Origin of the sequence: Micromonospora zhanjiangensis, from assembly GCF_042650605.1 — a bacterium.
In the GTDB taxonomy this organism is placed as follows: domain Bacteria; phylum Actinomycetota; class Actinomycetes; order Mycobacteriales; family Micromonosporaceae; genus Micromonospora_J; species Micromonospora_J zhanjiangensis.
In genome coordinates this window covers 266775-285879 of the sequence record NZ_JBHSBN010000002.1, presented here as the reverse complement: position 1 = coordinate 285879, position 19105 = coordinate 266775, and the positions used below count along the sequence as shown (strand labels likewise).

Below are 19105 nucleotides of genomic sequence, written 5' to 3'. Positions count from 1 at the left end.
TCACTCCGAGGTCGTGCGGGCAGCACCCGCAGCGACCTCACTCGTGCACTTGAAGCCTGGTCATTTCTGGGACTTCATCGTGTGCTCATGTTGGTCGTCCTACCTTGCTTGCGTTGCGTTGCGACCCTCGTCCGGTCGGGTGACCGGACGAGCTGGTTGACGCCTCGATGTACTCGGCCAGCTCGTCGGTGTCGAAAACACCACCGACGCGCAGTGCCCGGCCGAAGGCCCGGCGCCGCAGCGCCAGCGTGAGACAGGCCGGATCCGGATGCAGATGCGCCCCCCGACCCGGCATACTACGGGCCGGATCGGGTCGGAGACTGTGACCAGCCTCATCACCGAGCACGACGATCCGCAGCAACCCCTGGATCGGCGCACGCTGCCGGCAGCCCACACAGGTACGTACCGGCGACGCACGTCGTACCACGGGAAAAGTCTACCCCTAGCCGCCCGAGATCGCCCCGCCCGGTTCGGGAACGTGATCAGCGACGCCCCGGCCACCGGTCGGCGCCGCACCGCCGGCCGGCTCGTTGTCCGGCCGGATGTCGATCCGCCAACCGGTCAACCGGGCAGCCAGTCGGGCATTCTGCCCTTCCCGCCCGATCGCCAGCGACAGCTGGAAATCGGGCACGGTGACCCGGGCGGTCCGACTGGCCGCGTCCACCACCTCGACCCGCAGCGCCTTCGCCGGGGAGAGGGCGTTGCCGACGAAGGTGGCCGGATCGTCCGACCAGTCGATGATGTCGATCTTCTCCCCGTGCAGCTCGCTCATCACCGCCCGGACCCGCTGTCCCATCGGCCCGATGCAGGCGCCCTTGGCGTTGACCCCGGAGGCCGTCGAGCGTACGGCGATCTTCGTGCGGTGGCCGGCCTCGCGGGCGATGGCGGCGATCTCGACGGTGCCGTCGGCGATCTCCGGGACCTCCAGGGCGAAGAGCTTCTTCACCAGGTTGGGGTGCGAGCGGGACAGGGTGATCTGCGGTCCGCGGAAGCCCTTGGCCACGTGCACCACCACACAGCGCAGCCGCTGCCCGTGCGGGTAGTCCTCGCCGGGCACCTGCTCGGCCTGCGGCAGCACCGCCTCCAGCTTGCCGAGGTCGACGCTGACGATGCCCTTCTCCTTGCGCGCCTCGTGCGCCTGGACCACGCCGGTGACCAGGTCACCGTCCCGGCCCACGTACTCGCCGAAGTGCACCTCGTCGGTGGCCTCCCGCAGCCGCTGCAGGATGACCTGCTTGGCGGTCATCGCGGCGATCCGGCCGAAGTCGTGCGGGGTGTCGTCCACCTCGCGGGTCACCGTGCCCTCGGAGTCCAGCTCCTGGGCGTACACCAGGGCGGCCCCGGTCTTCCGGTCGATCTCCACCCGGGCGTGCGTCTGCGCGCCCTCGGTGTGCCGGTACGCCGTCAGCAACGCCGTCTCGATCGCCGCGAGAATCGTGTCGAACGGGATCTCCCGCTCGCGCTCCAGTGCGCGCAGCGCCGCGAGGTCGATGTTCACCTCTCCTCGTCCTCCACATCTGCTTCGTCGTCGTCGTCGACGTCGTCGATCTCGGTCAGATCCTCGTCCGCCAGCTCGTCGAGTCGGTTGAACTCGACCTGGACCCGGCCCGGCCCCAGCTGCGGGTGGGTCCACTCGGCCGGCCCGCCGTCCAGGTCCAGCACGACCCGCTCGTCGTCGGCGGCCACCACCCGCCCGGTGACCTGCCGGTCGCCGGGCGTCGCCGCCGGAGCGCGTTGTCCGGGAACGGTGCCCGGACCCTTGACGGTCACCTTGACCAGCCGGCCCACGTTGCGGCGCCAGTGCCGGGGCAACGTCAGCGGGCGGTCCACGCCGCGCGACCCGACCTCCAGCTGGTACTCGCCGGCGACCAGGTCGCCGTCGGCCTCCTCGGCCCGGTCGAGCGCCTGGGAGACGGCCCGCGACACGTCGGCCACCGCGTCCAGGCTGACGCCGCCGTCGGCGTCGATCACCACCCGGACCACGTGCCGGCGACCGGCTCGGGAGACCGTCAGGTCCTCCAGGTCGCAGCCCGCCGCGGTCACCACGGGTTCGATCACGGCCCGCAGCCTCAGCCGGCGGGCCGTGAGATCACCGCCGGTACGTTCGCCCCTGCGCGGGGCAGCCGTCGACCTGCCGGCGGCGCGGCCACGCTGCGTCATCCCCGCACCCCTCTCCTGATCGTCGGCGCGTTTCCCGGCGGCATGGCCAGGTTGCCACCGGGCGGACGTGCCCGGCGGCTGCGCAGAGCGTAACGCGCTGGCCGACAGACGTCCCGGGCGGCGCACCGACTCGGCCGGTCGTGGACGGCGAACCGACCCCCGCCAGGCGGGGGCAATGGTGTTGACTTGTCCGGTGCGTACCGGAAACCCCGCCCGGGCCGACGGCGCCGGCCGGTCCCGGCGGGCCGTGCTGCGGGCCGCCGGCCTGGCCGCACTGACCACCGGCACCCCGCTGGTGACGGGCTGTGATCTTTTCGGCGGATCATCGCCGGCCGGGCCGGACCCGCTCCGTCCGTTGCTCACCGAGGCGGTGGATCTGGCCGGCCGGTACGCGGCCGCGGCGACCGCCCACCCGGACCTCGCCGCCCTGCTCGACCCGATCGCCCGGGCGCACCGGAGCCACGCGGCGGAGCTGGGCCGGCTCGCCGGCGTGCCGGTGCCCAGCGACGTCCCGGGCGGCAGCCCGGGCGCCCCGACCGGCGACAGCGGGGCCACGCTGGCCGCCCTCCGGTCGGCCGAGCAGCGCGGCCAGGACTCGGCGACCCGGGCCTGCCTGGCCGCGCCGGCGGAGTCGGCCGCGCTGCTCGGCTCGATCGCGGCGGCCCGGGCCACGCACCTGGCGGCGCTGGCGTGACGGCGCGGCGGGGTGACACCGCGCACGAGCGGCTGGCCGCGGCGTTCGCCGCCGAGAACGCGGCCAGCTACGCGTACGGGTTGATCGGGGTACGGCTGACCGGCACCGCCGCGCGGGACGCGCGGGACGCCGAGGCGTCCCACCGGGCCCGGCGGGACGCCCTGGTCGATCCGCTCACCGCGGGTGGTGCCACCCCACCGCCGGCCGCGCCCGCGTACGCCCTGCCGTTCCCGGTCACCGATCCGGCCGGCGCGCTGCGCCTGGCGGTCGAGATCGAACAGCGCACCGCCGCGGTCTGGCGGGCCGCGCTGCCCGGCACCACCGGCGACCAGCGGACCGCCGCCCTGAACGGACTGATCGACTGCGCGGTACGGGCCACCCGCTGGCGCCGGGCGGCCGGGGCCACGCCGGTCACCGTGCCGTTCCCGGGCACCCCGGGCTGACCGCCCGTCCGCCACCCGCCGGCCGGGCGCCGAGCGGGTTTGACCGGTGATATACCCGGTATGCATACTCGGAGGTCATGTCCATCCGCCACGGTCTTCTCGCCCTGCTCGAACGCGGACCGATGTACGGCTACCAGCTGCGCGCCGCGTTCGAGGAGTCCACCGGTTCGACCTGGCCGCTGAACATCGGACAGGTCTACACGACGCTGTCCCGGCTGGAGCGGGACGACCTGGTACGACCGCTGCCGGAGAACGACGGGGGGCAGCGGCCGTACGAGATCACCAAGGCCGGCCGGGCCGAGTTGGCGAGCTGGTTCGTCACGCCGGTACGGCGTACCGACCGGCCCCGCGACGAGCTGGCGATCAAGCTGGCCCTCGCGTTGACCACGCCGGAGGTGGACGTCCGCGCCGTCCTTCAGACCCAGCGCACCGCCACCATGCGGTCGCTGCAGGAGTTCACCCGGTTGAAGACCCGGGACACCGATCCGGCCGACCTCGCCTGGCGACTGGTCCTGGACTCGATGATCTTCCAGGCCGAGGCCGAGATCCGCTGGCTGGACCACTGCGAGGCGAGCGTGGCCCGGTACGGGCCACGACCGGGCGCCGCGCCGGTCCGCCGGCCGCTCCCGCCGGAGTCCGCGGAGGCGGTGGAGCGCGCCGATCAGGAGGTACGCCGATGACCGCGGCGGCCGAGGTGCTCGACCTGCGGGACGTGTACCGGACCCACGGCACCGGCGCCGCGACCGTGCATGCGCTGGCCGGGGTGAGTCTCGCCGTCCGGCCGGGCGAACTGGTCGCCGTGATGGGTCCCTCCGGCTCGGGCAAGTCGACCCTGCTGAACCTGGCCGGCGGGCTGGACAGCCCGTCGGCGGGGCGGGTCCTGGTGGAGGGCCGTGAGCTGGGGACGCTGAGCCGCCGGGCGCTGGCCCAGCTGCGCCGGCGCAGCGTCGGCTACGTCTTCCAGGATCTCAACCTGCTGGGCAGCCTGACCGCCGGGGAGAACGTCGCGCTGCCACTGGAGCTGGACGGCCACCGGGTACGCCGGGCCCGCGCGCTGGCCCTGGCCGCCCTGGACGAGATGGGGCTGGCGGAACTGGCCCCCCGCTTCCCCGACGAGTTGTCCGGCGGTCAGCAGCAGCGGGTCGCCATCGCCCGGGCGCTGGTCGGTGAACGCCGGCTGGTGCTCGCCGACGAGCCCACCGGCGCGCTGGACTCGCAGACCGGCGAGGCGGTGTTGCGGCTGCTGCGCGCCCGGGTGGACGCCGGGGCGGCCGGTGTCCTGGTCACCCACGAGGCGCGGCACGCGGCCTGGGCGGACCGGGTGGTCTTCCTGCGGGACGGCCGCATGGTCGACACCGCCGGCCCGCTGGGCTCGGCGGAGCAGCTGTTGGAAGCCGCGCCGTGACCGTCGGCGGTGGCCGCTCGGCCGGCTCCGTCGGCGACCGGCCGGTCGGACCGGCGGGCGAACCGGGTGGCCGGGCCGCCCGCGCGACGCGGCGCCGGTCCGCGCCCGACCGGGACGGGCCGGGTCCGGAACCTGCCCGGCCACGTCGGGACGGCGCGGTCACCGGGTTCGTCTCGTGGCGTACCGCGTTGCGGATCGCCCGCCGGGAGGCGCGCCGGGCCAAGGGACGGACCGCCCTCGTCGTCGCGATGATCGCGTTGCCGGTGCTGGCGCTCACCTTCGCCGCGGTCAGCTACGACATGTTCACCCTCACCCCGGACGAGACGACGGGCCGGCAGATCGGCTCGGCCGACGCCCTGCTGCGGTGGGTGGCCACCGGGCCGGTACGCCAGAGCCCGCTCGGGGACAACTGGACCGACGGCAGCAGTGTCTCCGTCGGCGGCGGGCAACGGCCGGCGACCGTCGCCGAGGTGGCCGCGCTGCTGCCACCGGGCAGCCGGGTCGTCCCGGCGACCACCTCGGGGCAATGGCTGGAGCTGCGCACCCCCGACGGCGTGGGTGGCATGGAGATCCGGGGCCTGCCGTTCGGTGACCCGATCATCCGTGGCGTGGCCACCCTGCGGACCGGCCGGCTGCCGGCGAACCCCGGCGAGGCCGTGGCCAGCGAGGCCGCGCTGCGCCGGCTCGACATCCGGGTCGGCGACACGTTCACCCGGGCGGACGGGTCCCGCGACTGGACCGTGGTGGGCGTCGCGGAGTTCCCGGACGATCTCGGTCAGGTGCTCGCCGTACCGCCGGACGGGTTGCCCGACCCGGCGGACTCCTGGCTGGTCGAGGTGCCCGGCGGGGTGGACTGGGGGATGGTCAAGCGGCTGAACGGGCACGGCGTGGTGGCGTACTCCCGGATCGTCGCCCGACACCCGCCACCGGCCGGTGAGTCGCCGTTCCCGATCGGTTCGGACAGCCGCGGGGCGCTCACCCTGGGCGTCCTGGTCGGCGGGCTGGGCACGCTGGAGGTCGTCCTCCTGGCGGGGCCCGCCTTCGCGGTCGGCGCCCGCCGCCGGCAGCGCGACCTCGCGCTGGTCGCGGCGGCCGGCGGGACACCGGCCCAGCTGCGCCGGCTGGTGCTCGCCGACGGCGTGGTGCTCGGCCTGGCCGGGGCGCTGGTCGGCCTCGCGGTCGGGATGGCCGGCGCGGTCGCCGGGCGGCCGCTGGTCGAGCGGTACCTGGCGCACTCGCTGGCCGGCGGGTACCGGTTCTTCCCCGCGGCGCTGCTGGGCATCGCCGGGCTGGCCGTGCTCACCGGGATGCTCGCCGCCATGGTCCCGGCGTTCGTCGCCGCCCGGCAGGACGTGGTGGCGGGCCTCACCGGCCGGCGCGGCGTGGTCCGCTCCCGCAAGCGCTGGCTGCTGCTGGGCCTGCTGCTGGCCGGGGCGGGCGTCGCGCTGGCCCTCGTCGGCGCGGCCCGGGTGATCACCGAGGTCGTCCTGGCCGGCCTGGTCGTCGGCGAGGTCGGTCTGGTGCTGTGCACGCCGAGCCTGGTCGGCCTGCTGGCCCGGATCGGCCGGCTGCTGCCGTTGGCGCCCCGGATCGCGCTGCGGGACACCGCCCGCAACCGGGCGGCGGCGGCACCGGCCATCTCCGCGGTGATGGCGGCCGTGGCCGGCAGCGTGGCGCTCGGCGTCTTCCTGGTCAGCGACCAGGCCCGCACCGACGCGGACTACCTGGCCGGGCTGCCCGCCGGGTACCTGAGCGTCTTCGCGCCCGATGCCGGCGGCACCCGGGCGCCGGTGGACCGGGACGCGGTGGCCGCCGCCGCGACGGGCCTTCCGGTGACCGACGTGGTCGAGATCCGCGAGCCGGCCTGCCGGCCGGGTACCGCCGCCGGGGACACCTGCTACCTGAACCTGGTCCTCCCGGCCGCCCGGGAGTGCCCGGTCCAGCCCGGCCCGCGGCTCTCCGCCCAGGATCGGCGGGCGGCCCGGGCCGACCCGCGGTGCAACCAACGGTCCCAGACCTTCTACGGTCCGACCTTCCTCAACCTGGTCGACGACGGACGGGCGCTGCCCGTCCTGACCGGCGCCCGCCCCGACGACGTGGCCGCGGCCACCGCGACCCTGCGCGCCGGTGGGGTGGTGGTCACCGACCCGCAGTACGTCCAGGACGGCACCGTCACCGTGCGGTTGTCCCGGTACCCGTCCGACAGGCCGAACCAGGAGCCGCAGACCCGTACGCTGACCGCGCCGGCCTACGCGCTCACCAGCGGGCTGGCGGCTCCCCGCGAGATCTACTCCCCCGGTCTGCTGGCCCGGGCCGGGCTGACCGACCGGCAGACCGGATTCGTCCTGGCCACCAGCGGCGCGCCCGGCACCGCCGAGCGGGACCGGTTCGCCGCCGCGCTGCGGAAACTGCGCCCGGACCTCAACGTGGCGATGGAGAACGGGCCACCGCACGGCAACGACTGGGTGACCCTGGTCATCCTGGCCGTGGCCGCCGGCGTGATCACCATCGGCGCCGCCGGCATCGCCACCGGGCTCGCCGCCGCGGAGGGCCGGGCCGACCTGTCGACGCTGGCCGCGATCGGCGCGAGCCCTCGGGTCCGCCGACTGCTGTCGCTGAGTCAGGCCGGCGTGATCGCCGGGCTCGGCTCGCTGCTCGGCATCGCGGCCGGGCTGGTCGCGGCGTTCGCCGTCATCGCCGCGCTCAACCAGGGATTCGCCGAGAGCTGGCCGGTCGAGAAGCCCTATCCGCTGCGGATCCCGTGGCACACCCTGGGGATACTGGTCGTGGTGCCGCTGGTCGCCATGCTCGGCGCCGGCCTGCTCACCCGCTCGCGCCTGCCCATCGAGCGCCGCCGGGACTGACCGGTGCCGGCCGGCCCTGTCGTACGGACCGCGCAGCGGGCGACACTGGGCATACCGACCGCGCAGCGGGCGACACTGGGCATACCGACCGCGCAGCGGGCGCCCCTGGGCATACCGACCGCGCAGCGGGCACAATTGGCAGATGCCCGGCCTGTCCGACCTCGCCCGCCGGCTCGGTCACCAGCAATGGTTCGCCACCGTCTTCCGCGTCGTGGTGCCGCTCGACCGGCTGGTCGGCCGGCTGACCCGGGGCCGGGTGGTGGCGTTGGGGGTCATCCCCTCGCTGCTGATCACCACCACCGGCCGCCGGTCGGGCAAGCCCCGCACCAACCCGCTGCTCTACGTCCCGGACGGCGACGCGTACGTGGTGATCGGGTCCAACTGGGGGCAACCGCACCAGCCGTCCTGGGCCCTCAACCTGCTGGCCGATTCGACCGCCCGGGTCACCGTCAAGGGCCGGGAGATCCCGGTACGCGGTCGGGCGGTCAGCGGCGAGGAGCGGGACCGGCTCTGGCACATGCTGGTGTCGGAATGGCCGGCCTACCAGACGTACCTGACCCGGGCCGGCGGCCGGGACCTGCGGATCTTCCGCCTCGAACCGACCGCCTGAGCGCACCGCTCAGCCCGCCGCACCGACCCCGATCAGTCGACCGACCAGGTAGGTCACCGCGGTCGCGGCGGCACCGAGCAGCAACTGCCGGCCGCCGCTGATCCACCAGGACCGGTTGGTGAACCGGGCGACGACCGCGCCGGCCACGAACAGGCCCAGACCGCCCACCCCGAGCGCCAGCCAGAGGCTCTCGAAGCCGAGCAGGTAGGTGATCAACGGCACCAGCGCGCCCACCGAGAAGCACAGCAGCGACGAGAACGCCGCCGTCCACGGGCTCGGCTGCTCGTCCGGGTCGACACCCAACTCCTCCCGGACGTGCATCCGCAACGCCTCCTCCGGGTTGCGGTTGAGCGCCTCGGCGAGCTGCCGGGCCAGGTCGGGCGGTAGGCCACGGGCGGCCCAGGCGGCCGCGAGTTCCCGCGCCTCGGCCTCCGGGTGCCGTTCCAACTCGCGCCGTTCCTTGGCCACCTCGGCGGCGATCTGTTCGTTGGACGACTTGACGCTGGTGTACTCGCCCAGTCCCATCGAGATCGCCCCGGCCACCAGACCGGCGAACCCGGTCAGCAGGACGTTGCGTGGCGACACCCCGCCACCGCCGACCCCGGCGATCAGGGCGATGTTGGTGACCAGTCCGTCCATCGCGCCGAACACCGCCGGCCGCAGCCACCCGCCGGAGACGTCGGCGTGGTGGGCCTCCCGGAACACCGCGGGCGCCCCGCCGGCGCCGTCCAGATGCTGGCCCCCGGTCACGGCAGCGTCAATATCTCGTGACCGTCGTCGGTGACGACGAGGGTGTGCTCGAACTGCGCCGTCCAGCGGCGGTCCTTGGTGACCACGGTCCAGCCGTCGTCCCACATGTCGTACTCGTGGGTGCCGAGTGTGATCATCGGCTCGATGGTGAAGGTCATGCCCGGTTCCATCACGTCCGTCGGCCGAGGGCTGTCGTAGTGCGGCACGTAGAGGCCGCTGTGGAACGCCTCACCGATGCCGTGACCGGTGAAGTCCCGGACCACCCCGTAGCCGAACCGCTTGGCGTACGACTCGATGACCCGCCCCACGACGTTGATCTGGCGGCCGGGGGCGACCGCCCGGATGCCCCGCATCATCGCCTCGTGGGTCCGCTCGACCAGCAGCCGGACCTCCTCGGAGACCTCGCCCACGCAGAAGGTGGCGTCGGTGTCGCCGTGCACGCCGTCCAGGTACGCGGTGACGTCCACGTTGATGATGTCGCCGTCGCGCAGCACGGTGGAGTCGGGGATGCCGTGGCAGATCACCTCGTTGAGGCTGGTGCAGCACGACTTGGGGAACCCCCGGTAGCCCAGCGTGGAGGGGTAGGCGCCGTGGTCGACCAGGAACTCGTGCACCACCCGGTCGATCTCGTCGGTGGTGACCCCGGGTTTGCAGTGCTCCCCCGCCAACTGGGTGGCCCGGGCCGCCAGCCGACCGGCCACCCGCATCTTCTCGATCGTCTCCGCCGACTGGACGTGCGAGCCGCGCCACGGGCTGGGATGCTTCTTCCCGACGTACTCCGGCCGGACGATGTGCGGCGGCACGGGCCGCCACGGGGACAGCTTTCCTGGCGTGAGTGGCGCACGGACGGTCATGGCTCCAGCCTATCGTCGCCGTCGGTGAGCGTTCACCGGCGCGTGACGGCAGCCACTCACCGTGGCCGCGCCGGTGACGCGGCGGCGCCGCGGTGGCGCCCTCGTGGCGATTGTTGCTGCCGTAATCACGGTGTGCCATCGTGTCTACGTGGATCAAGGGGATCCGGAATCCTTCTTCACCGTCACCGCCGAGGCCGACGGTGATCATTTGCGTGTCGTCGTGGCCGGTGAGGTCGACATGGCCACCGCGGACTCGATGAGCCGCGCCACGGTTCGGGACGACATCCGCCGGGTCACCCTCGACCTGCGGGCGGTCACCTTCGTCGACTCGGCCGCCATCCACGCCGTGGTACGACTGGCCGAGCGGCTGCCCGGCAACCTCACCGTGCTCCCCTCCCACCAGGTACGCCGGGTGCTGGACATCTCCGGCCTCGGCGACCAGCCCTGGCTGGCCACCGGCTGACCGGTCTCAGCGCAGCCGGCGACGCAGGGTGACCGCGGTACCCTCGGCGGTCCGGTCCACGCTCACCTCGGCGACCGCCCGGATCAACGCCAGCCCGCGCCCCCGGAACCCCGCCTCGGTGGCCTCCCGCCACTGACCGCTGTCCCGGATGGTGGCGGTGACCACCCCGTCGTCGATGCTCGCCTCGACGACGATGGTGGGCCCGGTCGGCGCCACCGGATGCTCGATGGCGTTGGCGGCGGCCTCGCTGACGGCGACGGTCAGGTCGAACCGGTCCGCCTCGCCGACCCGGTTGGCCACCAGGAAGTCGTCCAGCCGGCGGCGCAGCACGCTGAGCCTGGTCGGCTCCGCCGGCAGCCGTACGGCGAACCGGTTGGGCTCGGCCGTTTCCATGGCGAGGATCGCCACGTCGTCCCGGCGCGGCTGCCGGGACACCTCCTCGACCAGCGTCGCCACCAGGTCCTCGACGTGCTCGCCACCCGCCCCGGCGACGGTGGCCCGGAGCCGGTCCAGACCGACGTCGACCCCGACCCGCCGGTCCTCGATCAGGCCGTCGGTGTAGAGCAGCAGCCGCCGGCCCCGGTCCAGCCGGGTCTGTCCGGTCGGGTACTCCGCCGCCGGCAGGGCGCCGATCGGCGGTCCGAGCGCCCGGTCGTACAGCAGGTCGACCGTGCCGTCCGGGCCGATCACCAGGGGGGCGGGATGCCCGGCGCTGGCGTACCGCAGCCGGCCGCCGGCCGGTTCGAACCACAGGCACACCACGGTGGCGAAGGACCGCCGCCCGGTCGAGTCGACCAGCCGGTTGAGCCGGGTCAGCGCCGCCCCCGGGTCGTACCCCTCCAGCAGGTACGCCCGCAGCGCGTTGCGCAACTGCCCCATCGACGCCGCCGCGGGCACACCCTTGCCGACCACGTCGCCGATCACCAGCGCCAGCGCGTCGTCGCCCACGCCGATCACGTCGTACCAGTCGCCGCCCACCTCGACGCCGGTGGTGCCGGGCAGGTAACGGCTGGCGACGATCGCGCCGGGCAGCTGCGGCAGCGACTCGGGCAGCAGGCTGTGCTGCAGGGTGGTGGCGATCCGGTGCTCGGCCTCGTAGAGCCGGGCGTTCTCCAACCGGACGCCGACCAGCCGGGCGAGCTGGGCCAGGGCGGCGTCCTCGGCGTCGGTGTTGCCCCCGGCGGGTGACCAGACCCGCAACTCACCGAGCTGTTCACCGGCGCTGTCCACCAGCGGCACCAGCACCGGCGGGCCGTGGTCGTCGGCCAGCCCGCCGTCGGCCTCGTACCGGGCACCGGGCACGCTGGCGACCACCCGACCCGCGTGGACCAGGGTCTGCGCGTGCCGGGCCGCGATCCGCAGCACGTCACCGGTGCTCCGGGCGGTGTTCACCGCCACGGCCGCGTCGGCCAGCGCCCGCAACTGTTCGATGATCTGGCCGCGGAGCTGGCCGAGTTCCACGTTCGACCGGACCCGGGCCACCAGTTCCTGCCCGGAGAACGGCTTGACCAGGTAGTCGTCGGCCCCGGCGGCGAGCCCCTCGACGGCCTCGCCGGCACCGGCCCGGGCGGAGAGGATCACGATCGGCACGTGTCGGGTCCGCGGGTCGGCGCGCAGTCCGGTGACCAGGCCGATACCGTCCAGCCGGGGCATCATCAGGTCGGTCAGGACCAGGTCGAACGGCGCCCGGACCGCCTCGGCGAAGCCGGCCTCGCCGTCCGGCGCGGTGACCACCGCCCAGTACGGGGACAGCAGCCGGGTGAGGTGGTCGCGCAGGTCGGCGTTGTCGTCCACCACCAGGACCCGGCCCGCCCGGCGGCGGGACCCGTCGGCGCCGGTGGCCGGTCGCGGGTCGTTGCGGGGCGGTTCCGCACCACCCCAGACGGCGGCCTCGTTCACGTACAACCGGTTCTCGCCCGACTCGGTGAGCGGCGACGGCAGCTCGGCCACCCGTTCCGGCGGCAGGTGCCCGGTGCCGAACGGCACCGCGACCGTGAACACACTGCCCTCGCCGGGCCGGCTGACGACGGTGACCTCCCCGCCGTGCAGTTCGGTCAGTTCGCGGACCAGGGCCAGGCCGATGCCGGTGCCCTCGTGGGTCCGGGCACCGGAGGCCGGCGCCCGGTGGAACCGCTCGAACACCCGGGACAGGTCCTCCGGCGCGATGCCCACCCCGGTGTCCGCGACCTCGACCCGGGCCGACCCGTTTCCGGACCGGACCCGGACGGTGATGCCGCCGGAGACGGTGAACTTCAGCGCGTTGGAGAGCAGGTTGAGGACGATCTTCTCCCACAGGTCCCGGTCGACGAAGACCCGCTCGGGCAGCGGCGGCGCGTCCACCTCGAAGCGCAGCCCGGCCCGCTCCACGGCGGACCGGAACGTGCTGGCCAACCGGGCGGTGTAGTCGGACAGGTCGGTGGACTCGTAGGAGGCCCGCAACCGACCGGATTCCAGGCGGGAGAAGTCCAGCACGGTGTTGACCAGCTTGAGCAGCCGCTGCGCGTTGCGGTGCACCATGGTCAACGACTCGCGGTGGCCGGCCGGCAGGTCCGGGTCGGCGAGCGCCTCCTCCAACGGTCCGAGTACCAACGTGAGCGGGATGCGGAACTCGTGGCTGACGTTCGCGAAGAAGTTGGTCTTGGCCCGGTCGAGCGCGGCCAGTTCGGCGGCCCGGGCCCGCTCCATCTCGTACGCCCGCTGGTCGGCCACCGCGCTGGAGACCTGCGCGGCCACCAGGTCGAACCAGGCCCGGTACTCCTCGGACAGCCGCAGCCGGCGGCTGATCCCGACCACCAGCGCGCCGGCCGCCTCGGTGCCGGCGCTGACCGGCAGCACCAGCACCCCGTCGGCGGCGGTCTCCGGCGGCGCGGTGACGAAGTCGGTGGCCTTGCCGAGTACGGCCGGCCCGCCGGCCAGCACGCCGGTCAGCAGCGGTGGCACGCCGCGCGGGTCGCCCGCGCCGGAACACCGGGCGGTGACCGGATCCACCCCGGCGCAGCCGACCAGGACCTCGCTCGCCGGCCGGCCGTCGCCCAGGTAGACCAGCGCGAACGGTACGTCGGCGCGGTGCGCGTCGAGCACCCGGGCCGCCTCGGCGCCCAGATCGGCCCAGCTCGCCGGCCCGGACAACCGCCGGCCGAGTTCGGCCAGCGCCCGCAACCGGCGCTCGCCGAGCACCCGCCCGGTGGTCTCGTTGACGATGCAGTAGATCCCGCCGATCGTGCCGTCCTCGGTCCGCAGCGGGTCGTAGGAGACGTCGAAGTACGTCTCCTCCAGGAAGCCGTGCCGCTCCAGCAGGAACGGATGGTCGATGCCCCGGAACGCCTCCCCGCTGCGACGTACCCCGTCGAACAGCGGTTCCAGGACGTGCCACAGCTCGGCCCAGTGCTCCCGGGCCGGCTGAACCATCGCCCGGGGATGCTTGACGCCGATGGTCGGCAGATAGGCGTCGTTGTAGAAGGCGAGATGCTCCTCGCCCCAGAACATGACGATCTGCGACCGGGAGGCGAGCATCATGCTCACCGCGTTGAGCAACGTCGACGGCCACCGGTCGGGCGGGCCGACCCGGGTCGCCGACCAGTCCAGCCGGGCGAAGTGCTGCCCCATCTCACCGCCGGCGGCGAAGGCGGCGGCCAACCCGGACGGTAACGGGACGGCCGCCGAACCGGAGGACGGGTCGCCGTCGCCAACCGTGGGGGCCGAACTCATTACACCTCCTGTCACGGTCGGATGCCGACGCCGACGGCTCCCGCCCGCCGCGCACCGCCTTGTACCCTGGCCGGCCGGTCGCGTAACGCCCCGGTCCGGACCCATGACACGCCGGCCCGACCCGTGACACCGCCGAGGGGTGTCACCCGTCAGTGATCTTCCCATCCGCCCGGTCGCCGGACCCGGGTGGCTGCCCGGAATCGGGTGGGCGCGCGACGTCGGCCGGCCGCGCGACGTCGCGCCGGGCCGCGGCGACCAGGGCGGCGAACGGGCGGTGGTCACCGGACGCCTCCGGGTGCCACTGCACGCCGAGCACGAACCGCCGCTCCGGGTCCTCCACCGCCTCGATCACCCCGTCGTCGGCCCAGCCGGTCACCGCCAACCGGCCCGCGTCGGCCAGCCCCTGGTGGTGGTAGGTGTTGACCCGGTCGGTGCCGGCCATCACCGCCGCCGCCAGGCTGCCCGGGGCGAACCGGACCGGGTGCGCGCCGTACACCCCGGGGGCCGGCCGGTGCCGCTCGTGGCCGACGGTGTCCGGCAGGTGCTGGTGCAGCCGGCCGCCGTACCCGACGGCGAGCAGTTGCATGCCGCGGCAGACCCCGAGCACCGGCAGGTCCACCCGCAGGGCGGCGGCCAGCAGGGTCATCTCACCGGCGTCCCGGTCCGGGCGGCTGTCGGTCAGCGGGCCGGGTTCCGCCCCGTACCGGCCCGGACCGACGTCCGCGCCGCCGGCCAGCACCAGCGCGTCGAGCCGGTCCAGCACGTCGGCGTCCAGGTCGTCCGGGGGCAGCAGCACCGCCCGGCCGCCGGCCTCGGACACCATCCGGACGTACGCGTACGGCACCAGCGCCGCGTCGACGTCGGCCCACACCCCGTACGACGCGGGCTCGACGTACGTGGTGATCCCCACCACCGGTCGTCGCTGCACGCGGAGCCTGCCTTTCGTTCGCGACTGCGGGGCTCCGCTTCGCTGCACTCCTCGCGCTCACCGGACCCCCCTTCGGCGCGGCGCTCAGAGCGGGGTGACGTACGCGCCGGTGATCCCACCGTCGACGACGAACTGGGCGGCCGTCATGAACGAGGCGTCGTCGCTGGCCAGGAAGGCGACCGCGGCGGCGATCTCCGTGGGCTCGCCGAACCGACCCATCGGCACGTGCACCAGCCGACGGGCGGCCCGCTCGGGGTCCTTGGCGAACAGGTCCAGCAGCAGCGGCGTGGCGATCGGCCCGGGGCACAGCGCGTTGACCCGGATCCCCTCCCGGGCGAACTGCACCCCCAGCTCCCGGGTCAGCGCCAGCACCCCGCCCTTGCTGGCCGTGTACGCGATCTGCGAGGTCGCCGCACCCATCAGCGCCACGAACGAGGCGGTGTTGATGATCGACCCCTTGCCCTGCCGGCGCATGTGCGGAATGGCGTACTTGCAGCACAGGTAGACGCTTGTGGTGTTGACCCGGAGCACCCGTTCCCAGGCGTCCAGCCCGGTGGTCAGGATCGAGTCGTCGTCCGGCGGGGAGATGCCGGCGTTGTTGAAGGCGACGTCGACCCGCCCGTACCGCTGCGCCACCCCGTCGAACAGCTCCCGCACCTGGTCCTCGTCGGCCACGTCGCAGGCGACGAACTCGCCGCCCACCTCCTGCGCCGCGGCCCGCCCGGCGTCCGCCGCGATGTCCACGCAGACCACCCGGGCACCCTCGGCCCGGAACCGGCGTACGGTGGCCAACCCGATGCCGCTGCCCGCCCCGGTGACCACGGCCACCCGGCCGTCCAACCGTCCCTGCACGATCGATCCCCCTGTTTCTTGTGCCCGGCCGGCCATCGGCCGTTCAGTCGTCGGTGGCGATGAAGACGTTCTTCACGTCGGTGAAGGCGTGCAGGGCGTCCGGGCCGAGTTCCCGGCCCAGGCCGGACCGCTTCATCCCGCCGAACGGGGTCCAGTAGCGCACCGACGAGTGCGAGTTGACGCTGAGGTTGCCGGCCTCGACGCCGCGGGCCACCCGGAGCGCCCGGCCGACGTCCCGGGTCCAGATCGAGCCGGACAGGCCGTACTCGGTGTCATTGGCCAGCCGGACCGCGTCGGCCTCGTCCTCGAACGGCAGCACCGACACGACCGGGCCGAAGATCTCCTCCCGCCAGTGCCGGTCGGCGGGCGAGTCGGCACGCAGCACGGTCGGCGCGTACCAGAAACCGGGGCCGTCGGGGCAACCACCGGTGAACGCGACGGAAGCGCCGTCGACGTAGCCGGCCACCCGCTCCCGGTGCCCGGCGGAGATCAACGGGCCCATTTCGGCCGTCTCCAGCGCCGGGTCCTCGACCCGCAGCGCCTTGACCGCGGGTTCGAGCAGCTCCAGGAAGCGGTCGTGCACCGACCGCTGGACCAGGATCCGGGACCGGGCGCAGCAGTCCTGCCCGGCGTTGTCGAACACCGCGTACGGCGCGCCGGCCGCCGCCTTCGCCAGGTCCGCGTCGGCGAAGACGATGTTGGCGCTCTTGCCGCCCAGTTCCAGGGTCACCCGCTTCACCTGGGCGGCGCAGCCGGCCATGATCCGGGTGCCCACCTCGGTCGAGCCGGTGAAGCAGACCTTGCGGACGGCCGGGTGGTCGACGAACCGCTGTCCCACCACGTCGCCCCGGCCGGGCAGCACGGTGAACACCCCGTCCGGCAGGCCGGCCGCACGGCCCAGTTCGGCCAGCCGGAGCGCGGTCAGCGGGGTCAGCTCGGCCGGCTTGAGCACCACCGTGTTGCCGGCCGCCAGGGCCGGGGCGAAACCCCAGCCGGCGATCGGCATCGGGAAGTTCCACGGCACGATCACGCCGACCACACCGAGCGGCTCGTGGAAGGTGACGTCCAACCCTCCGGGCACCGGGATCTGCCGCCCGGTCAGCCGTTCCGGCGCGCCGGCGTAGTAGTCGAGCACGTCCCGGACGTTGCCGGCCTCCCAGCGGGCGTTGCCGATGGTGTGCCCGCTGTTGCGTACCTCCAGCTCGGCCAGCTCCTCCAAATGGGCGTCGACCAGCCCGGCGAACCGGCGCAACAGTCGGGCCCGGTCGGCGGGGGCGACCCGCCGCCACCCGTCGTACGCGGTCGCGGCCCGCTCGATCGCGGCGTCGGCCTGCTCGGCGGTGGTCGCCGGCACGGTGCCGACGGCTACCCCGGTGGCCGGGTTGATCAGCTCAGAGACGTTCGAAACCACGGGTCAGCTCCCAGTCGGTGACCGCGGCGTCGAAGGCGGCCAGCTCGACCCGGGCGTTGTTGGCGTAGTGGGTGGTCACCTCGTCGCCGAACGAGGACCGGACCAGCTCCGACGACTCCCAGAGGGCGAGCGCGTCGCGCAGCGTGCCGGGCACCCGGTCGGCGTCGCCGTCGGAGTACGCGTCGCCGGTGCACTGCGGCTCCAGCTCCAACTCGTTCTCGATGCCGTGCACGGCGCCGGCCACCAGCGCGGCGATCGCCAGGTACGGGTTCACGTCGGCGCCGGGCACCCGGTTCTCCACCCGCATGCCCTGCCCGTGGCCGACCACCCGCAGTGCACAGGTGCGGTTGTCCACCCCCCAGCGCAGCGCGGTCGGCGCGAACGAGCCGGGCTGGTAGCGCTTGTACGAGTTGATGTTGGGCGCGAAGAACAGGCAGAACTCGCGCATGGTGGCGAGCAGCCCGGCGAGCACCCGCTGCCCGGTCTGCGACAGGTGGGCCGGCCCGTCGCCGAGCATCGCCGACCGCCCGTCGGCGTCGCGCAGCGAGAAGTGGACGTGGCAGGAGTTGCCCTCCCGGGCGTTCGGCTTGGCCATGAAGGTGATCGCCATGCCCTCCTGGGCGGCGATCTCCTTCGCGCCGTTCTTGTAGATCACGTGATGGTCGGCGCAGGCGACCGCCTCGTCGTACCGGAAGGCGATCTCGTGCTGGCCGAGGTTGCACTCGCCCTTGGCGCTCTCCGGGGTGAGCCCGGCACCGGCCATCTCGGTCCGGATCCGGCGCAGCAGCGGCTCGACCCGGGCGGTGCCGAGCAGCGAGTAGTCGACGTTGTACTGGTTGGCCGGGGTCAGGTCGCGGTAGCCGGACCGCCAGGCGTCCTCGTACGAGTCGCGGTAGAGGACGAACTCCAACTCGGTGCCGGCGTACGCGGTCAGCCCGTGCCGGGCCAGCCGGTCGAGCTGGGCGCGCAGGATCTGCCGGGGCGAGGCGACCACGTCCCCGGAGCCGTCCAGCCAGGCCAGGTCGGCCAGCAGCAGGGCGCTGCCCGGCTGCCACGGCATCCGGCGCAGGGTGTTCAGGTCGGGCACCATCGCGAAGTCGCCGTACCCGCGGTCCCAGCTGGACATCGGGTACCCGTCGACGGTGTTCATGTCCACGTCCACGGCGAGCAGGTAGTTGCACCCCTCGCTGCCGCCCGACACCACCTGGTCGAGAAAGAACGGCGCGTGGAACCGCTTGCCCTGCAACCGGCCCTGCATGTCGGTGAGGGCGAGAACCACGGTGTCGATCTCACCGGCGTCCACCGCCACCCGCAGTTCCTCGACGGAGAGCGGCGGGCTCGGGGTGGTGCGCGCAGGCGGCATAGAGCAGGTCTACTTGCCGTCGGCGATCTACGTCAATAGCGCCGCCGCCAGGATCCGTCCCGACCCGCGCGTGTCCTACCCTTGAGCGCATGACGGATCCGGACCCGGGTGGGTCGCGATGACCGAGCAGGCCGGTACGGCGGGCGAGGTGGGGCGGATCGGTCGGCTGGGCCGTGTCCGGTTGGCCATCGGGTTCCAGTACCTGCTCGGCGTGGTCTACCTGATCGGTGGTGTGGGAACGCTGCTGATCGCCGCGATCCGCACCGGCGACTGGGCCGGCCTGCTCGACCCGGGCCTGGAACGCTTCGGCGACCCGAAGGACGTCATCGCCATCGGCCCGGACACCGTCTGGAACCCGATCCTCTGGATCTTCGGGCTGTCCCGCGTCGGGGCGATGCTGATCACCCCGCTGGCGTTCGCGGCTGTGCTCCTCGGCCTGCCGTGCCTCGCCGACCGGGCCGTCCGCGCCGACCGGCGCACCTGGCGCCTGCTGCTGATCGGCACGGTGATCTGTGTCGTCCTCGCCGCGGTCCCCTCCACGCCGTACGGCGACCAGTTGCAGACCTGGCTGCTGGACTGACGGTGAGCGTGGCCCGGGCG

The 19105-nt window shown here is 73.9% G+C and carries 18 protein-coding genes; 8 read left to right on the top strand and 10 right to left on the bottom strand.

Annotated elements, in window-relative coordinates; genetic code table 11:
- Positions 1-85: 85 nt before the first annotated feature.
- From ACFOX0_RS04430 to rimP, 3 genes are all read right to left on the bottom strand, one after another.
- Entirely contained in the window at positions 86-346 is a 261-nt protein-coding gene (locus ACFOX0_RS04430; protein WP_377542523.1) for a YlxR family protein, read from the bottom strand.
- Between the two features lie 96 nt (positions 347-442).
- Positions 443-1498 carry a transcription termination factor NusA gene (nusA, locus tag ACFOX0_RS04425; protein ID WP_377542186.1) on the bottom strand — a complete coding sequence of 352 codons (1056 nt, stop codon included), beginning with the start codon at positions 1496-1498 and terminating at the stop codon, positions 443-445.
- Positions 1495-2160: a ribosome maturation factor RimP gene (rimP, locus tag ACFOX0_RS04420; RefSeq protein WP_377542185.1), complete on the bottom strand. Its 666-nt coding sequence runs from the start codon at positions 2158-2160 to the stop codon at positions 1495-1497. Before rimP ends, nusA begins: the two co-directional genes overlap by 4 nt.
- A 247-nt stretch (positions 2161-2407) precedes the next feature.
- Here rimP and ACFOX0_RS04415 point away from each other — a divergent pair, with 247 nt between their 5' ends.
- The 6 genes from ACFOX0_RS04415 (at position 2408) to ACFOX0_RS04390 (ending at position 8176) form a co-directional block, all read left to right on the top strand.
- Entirely contained in the window at positions 2408-2854 is a 447-nt protein-coding gene (locus tag ACFOX0_RS04415; protein WP_377542522.1) for a hypothetical protein, read from the top strand.
- Positions 2851-3297, top strand: a complete 447-nt coding sequence (locus ACFOX0_RS04410) for a ferritin-like domain-containing protein (RefSeq protein ID WP_377542183.1) — start codon at positions 2851-2853, stop codon at positions 3295-3297. Before ACFOX0_RS04415 ends, ACFOX0_RS04410 begins: the two co-directional genes overlap by 4 nt.
- A gap of 77 nt (positions 3298-3374) precedes the next feature.
- Entirely contained in the window at positions 3375-3977 is a 603-nt protein-coding gene (locus ACFOX0_RS04405; protein ID WP_377542182.1) for a PadR family transcriptional regulator, read from the top strand.
- Positions 3974-4702 carry an ABC transporter ATP-binding protein gene (locus tag ACFOX0_RS04400; RefSeq protein WP_377542181.1) on the top strand — a complete coding sequence of 243 codons (729 nt, stop codon included), beginning with the start codon at positions 3974-3976 and terminating at the stop codon, positions 4700-4702. The genes ACFOX0_RS04405 and ACFOX0_RS04400 overlap by 4 nt, the downstream gene beginning before the upstream one ends.
- On the top strand, positions 4699-7566 hold the full coding sequence (locus tag ACFOX0_RS04395) for an ABC transporter permease (RefSeq protein ID WP_377542180.1): 2868 nt from the start codon (positions 4699-4701) through the stop codon (positions 7564-7566). Before ACFOX0_RS04400 ends, ACFOX0_RS04395 begins: the two co-directional genes overlap by 4 nt.
- A 142-nt stretch (positions 7567-7708) precedes the next feature.
- Entirely contained in the window at positions 7709-8176 is a 468-nt protein-coding gene (locus ACFOX0_RS04390; RefSeq protein ID WP_377542179.1) for a nitroreductase/quinone reductase family protein, read from the top strand.
- 9 nt (positions 8177-8185) lie between these two features.
- On the opposite strand, the gene ACFOX0_RS04385 is transcribed toward ACFOX0_RS04390, so the two are convergent.
- Both ACFOX0_RS04385 and map read right to left on the bottom strand, forming a co-directional pair.
- Positions 8186-8908, bottom strand: coding sequence for a VIT1/CCC1 transporter family protein (locus tag ACFOX0_RS04385; protein ID WP_449288847.1), 723 nt, complete (start codon positions 8906-8908; stop codon positions 8186-8188).
- A 14-nt stretch (positions 8909-8922) separates the two neighbouring features.
- Positions 8923-9780, bottom strand: a complete 858-nt coding sequence (map, locus tag ACFOX0_RS04380; RefSeq protein ID WP_377542178.1) for a type I methionyl aminopeptidase — start codon at positions 9778-9780, stop codon at positions 8923-8925.
- Between the two features lie 148 nt (positions 9781-9928).
- Here map and ACFOX0_RS04375 point away from each other — a divergent pair, with 148 nt between their 5' ends.
- Entirely contained in the window at positions 9929-10243 is a 315-nt protein-coding gene (locus tag ACFOX0_RS04375; protein WP_377542177.1) for an STAS domain-containing protein, read from the top strand.
- A 6-nt stretch (positions 10244-10249) separates the two neighbouring features.
- On the opposite strand, the gene ACFOX0_RS04370 is transcribed toward ACFOX0_RS04375, so the two are convergent.
- The 5 genes from ACFOX0_RS04370 to ACFOX0_RS04350 form a co-directional block, all read right to left on the bottom strand.
- Positions 10250-13951, bottom strand: a complete 3702-nt coding sequence (locus ACFOX0_RS04370) for a SpoIIE family protein phosphatase (protein ID WP_377542176.1) — start codon at positions 13949-13951, stop codon at positions 10250-10252.
- Between the two features lie 142 nt (positions 13952-14093).
- Positions 14094-14879 (bottom strand): gamma-glutamyl-gamma-aminobutyrate hydrolase family protein, encoded by a 786-nt coding sequence (locus tag ACFOX0_RS04365; protein ID WP_377542175.1) that lies wholly within the window; start codon positions 14877-14879, stop codon positions 14094-14096.
- A gap of 84 nt (positions 14880-14963) precedes the next feature.
- Positions 14964-15731, bottom strand: coding sequence for a 3-oxoacyl-ACP reductase (locus ACFOX0_RS04360; protein ID WP_449288846.1), 768 nt, complete (start codon positions 15729-15731; stop codon positions 14964-14966).
- A gap of 43 nt (positions 15732-15774) precedes the next feature.
- The gene (locus ACFOX0_RS04355; protein WP_377542173.1) at positions 15775-17142 is read right to left on the bottom strand and encodes an aldehyde dehydrogenase family protein; all 1368 of its coding nucleotides are present in this window, start codon (positions 17140-17142) and stop codon (positions 15775-15777) included.
- Positions 17123-18505 carry a glutamine synthetase family protein gene (locus tag ACFOX0_RS04350; RefSeq protein ID WP_377542172.1) on the bottom strand — a complete coding sequence of 461 codons (1383 nt, stop codon included), beginning with the start codon at positions 18503-18505 and terminating at the stop codon, positions 17123-17125. Before ACFOX0_RS04350 ends, ACFOX0_RS04355 begins: the two co-directional genes overlap by 20 nt.
- 118 nt (positions 18506-18623) lie before the next feature.
- Here ACFOX0_RS04350 and ACFOX0_RS04345 point away from each other — a divergent pair, with 118 nt between their 5' ends.
- Complete coding sequence (locus ACFOX0_RS04345; RefSeq protein ID WP_377542171.1) at positions 18624-19085, top strand: hypothetical protein; 462 nt, start codon at positions 18624-18626, stop codon at positions 19083-19085.
- Positions 19086-19105: the final 20 nt, after the last annotated feature.

Excerpts from the sequence above, each read along its gene's own strand:
- ACFOX0_RS04400 (WP_377542181.1), top strand. The coding sequence starts at position 3,974 with ATGACCGCGGCGGCCGAGGTGCTCGACCTGCGGGACGTGTACCGGACC.
- map (WP_377542178.1), bottom strand. The coding sequence starts at position 9,780 with ATGACCGTCCGTGCGCCACTCACGCCAGGAAAGCTGTCCCCGTGGCGG.
- ACFOX0_RS04370 (WP_377542176.1), bottom strand. The coding sequence starts at position 13,951 with ATGAGTTCGGCCCCCACGGTTGGCGACGGCGACCCGTCCTCCGGTTCG.
- rimP (WP_377542185.1), bottom strand. The coding sequence starts at position 2,160 with ATGACGCAGCGTGGCCGCGCCGCCGGCAGGTCGACGGCTGCCCCGCGC.
- ACFOX0_RS04405 (WP_377542182.1), top strand. The coding sequence starts at position 3,375 with ATGTCCATCCGCCACGGTCTTCTCGCCCTGCTCGAACGCGGACCGATG.
- ACFOX0_RS04350 (WP_377542172.1), bottom strand. The coding sequence starts at position 18,505 with ATGCCGCCTGCGCGCACCACCCCGAGCCCGCCGCTCTCCGTCGAGGAA.
- ACFOX0_RS04390 (WP_377542179.1), top strand. The coding sequence starts at position 7,709 with ATGCCCGGCCTGTCCGACCTCGCCCGCCGGCTCGGTCACCAGCAATGG.
- ACFOX0_RS04345 (WP_377542171.1), top strand. The coding sequence starts at position 18,624 with ATGACCGAGCAGGCCGGTACGGCGGGCGAGGTGGGGCGGATCGGTCGG.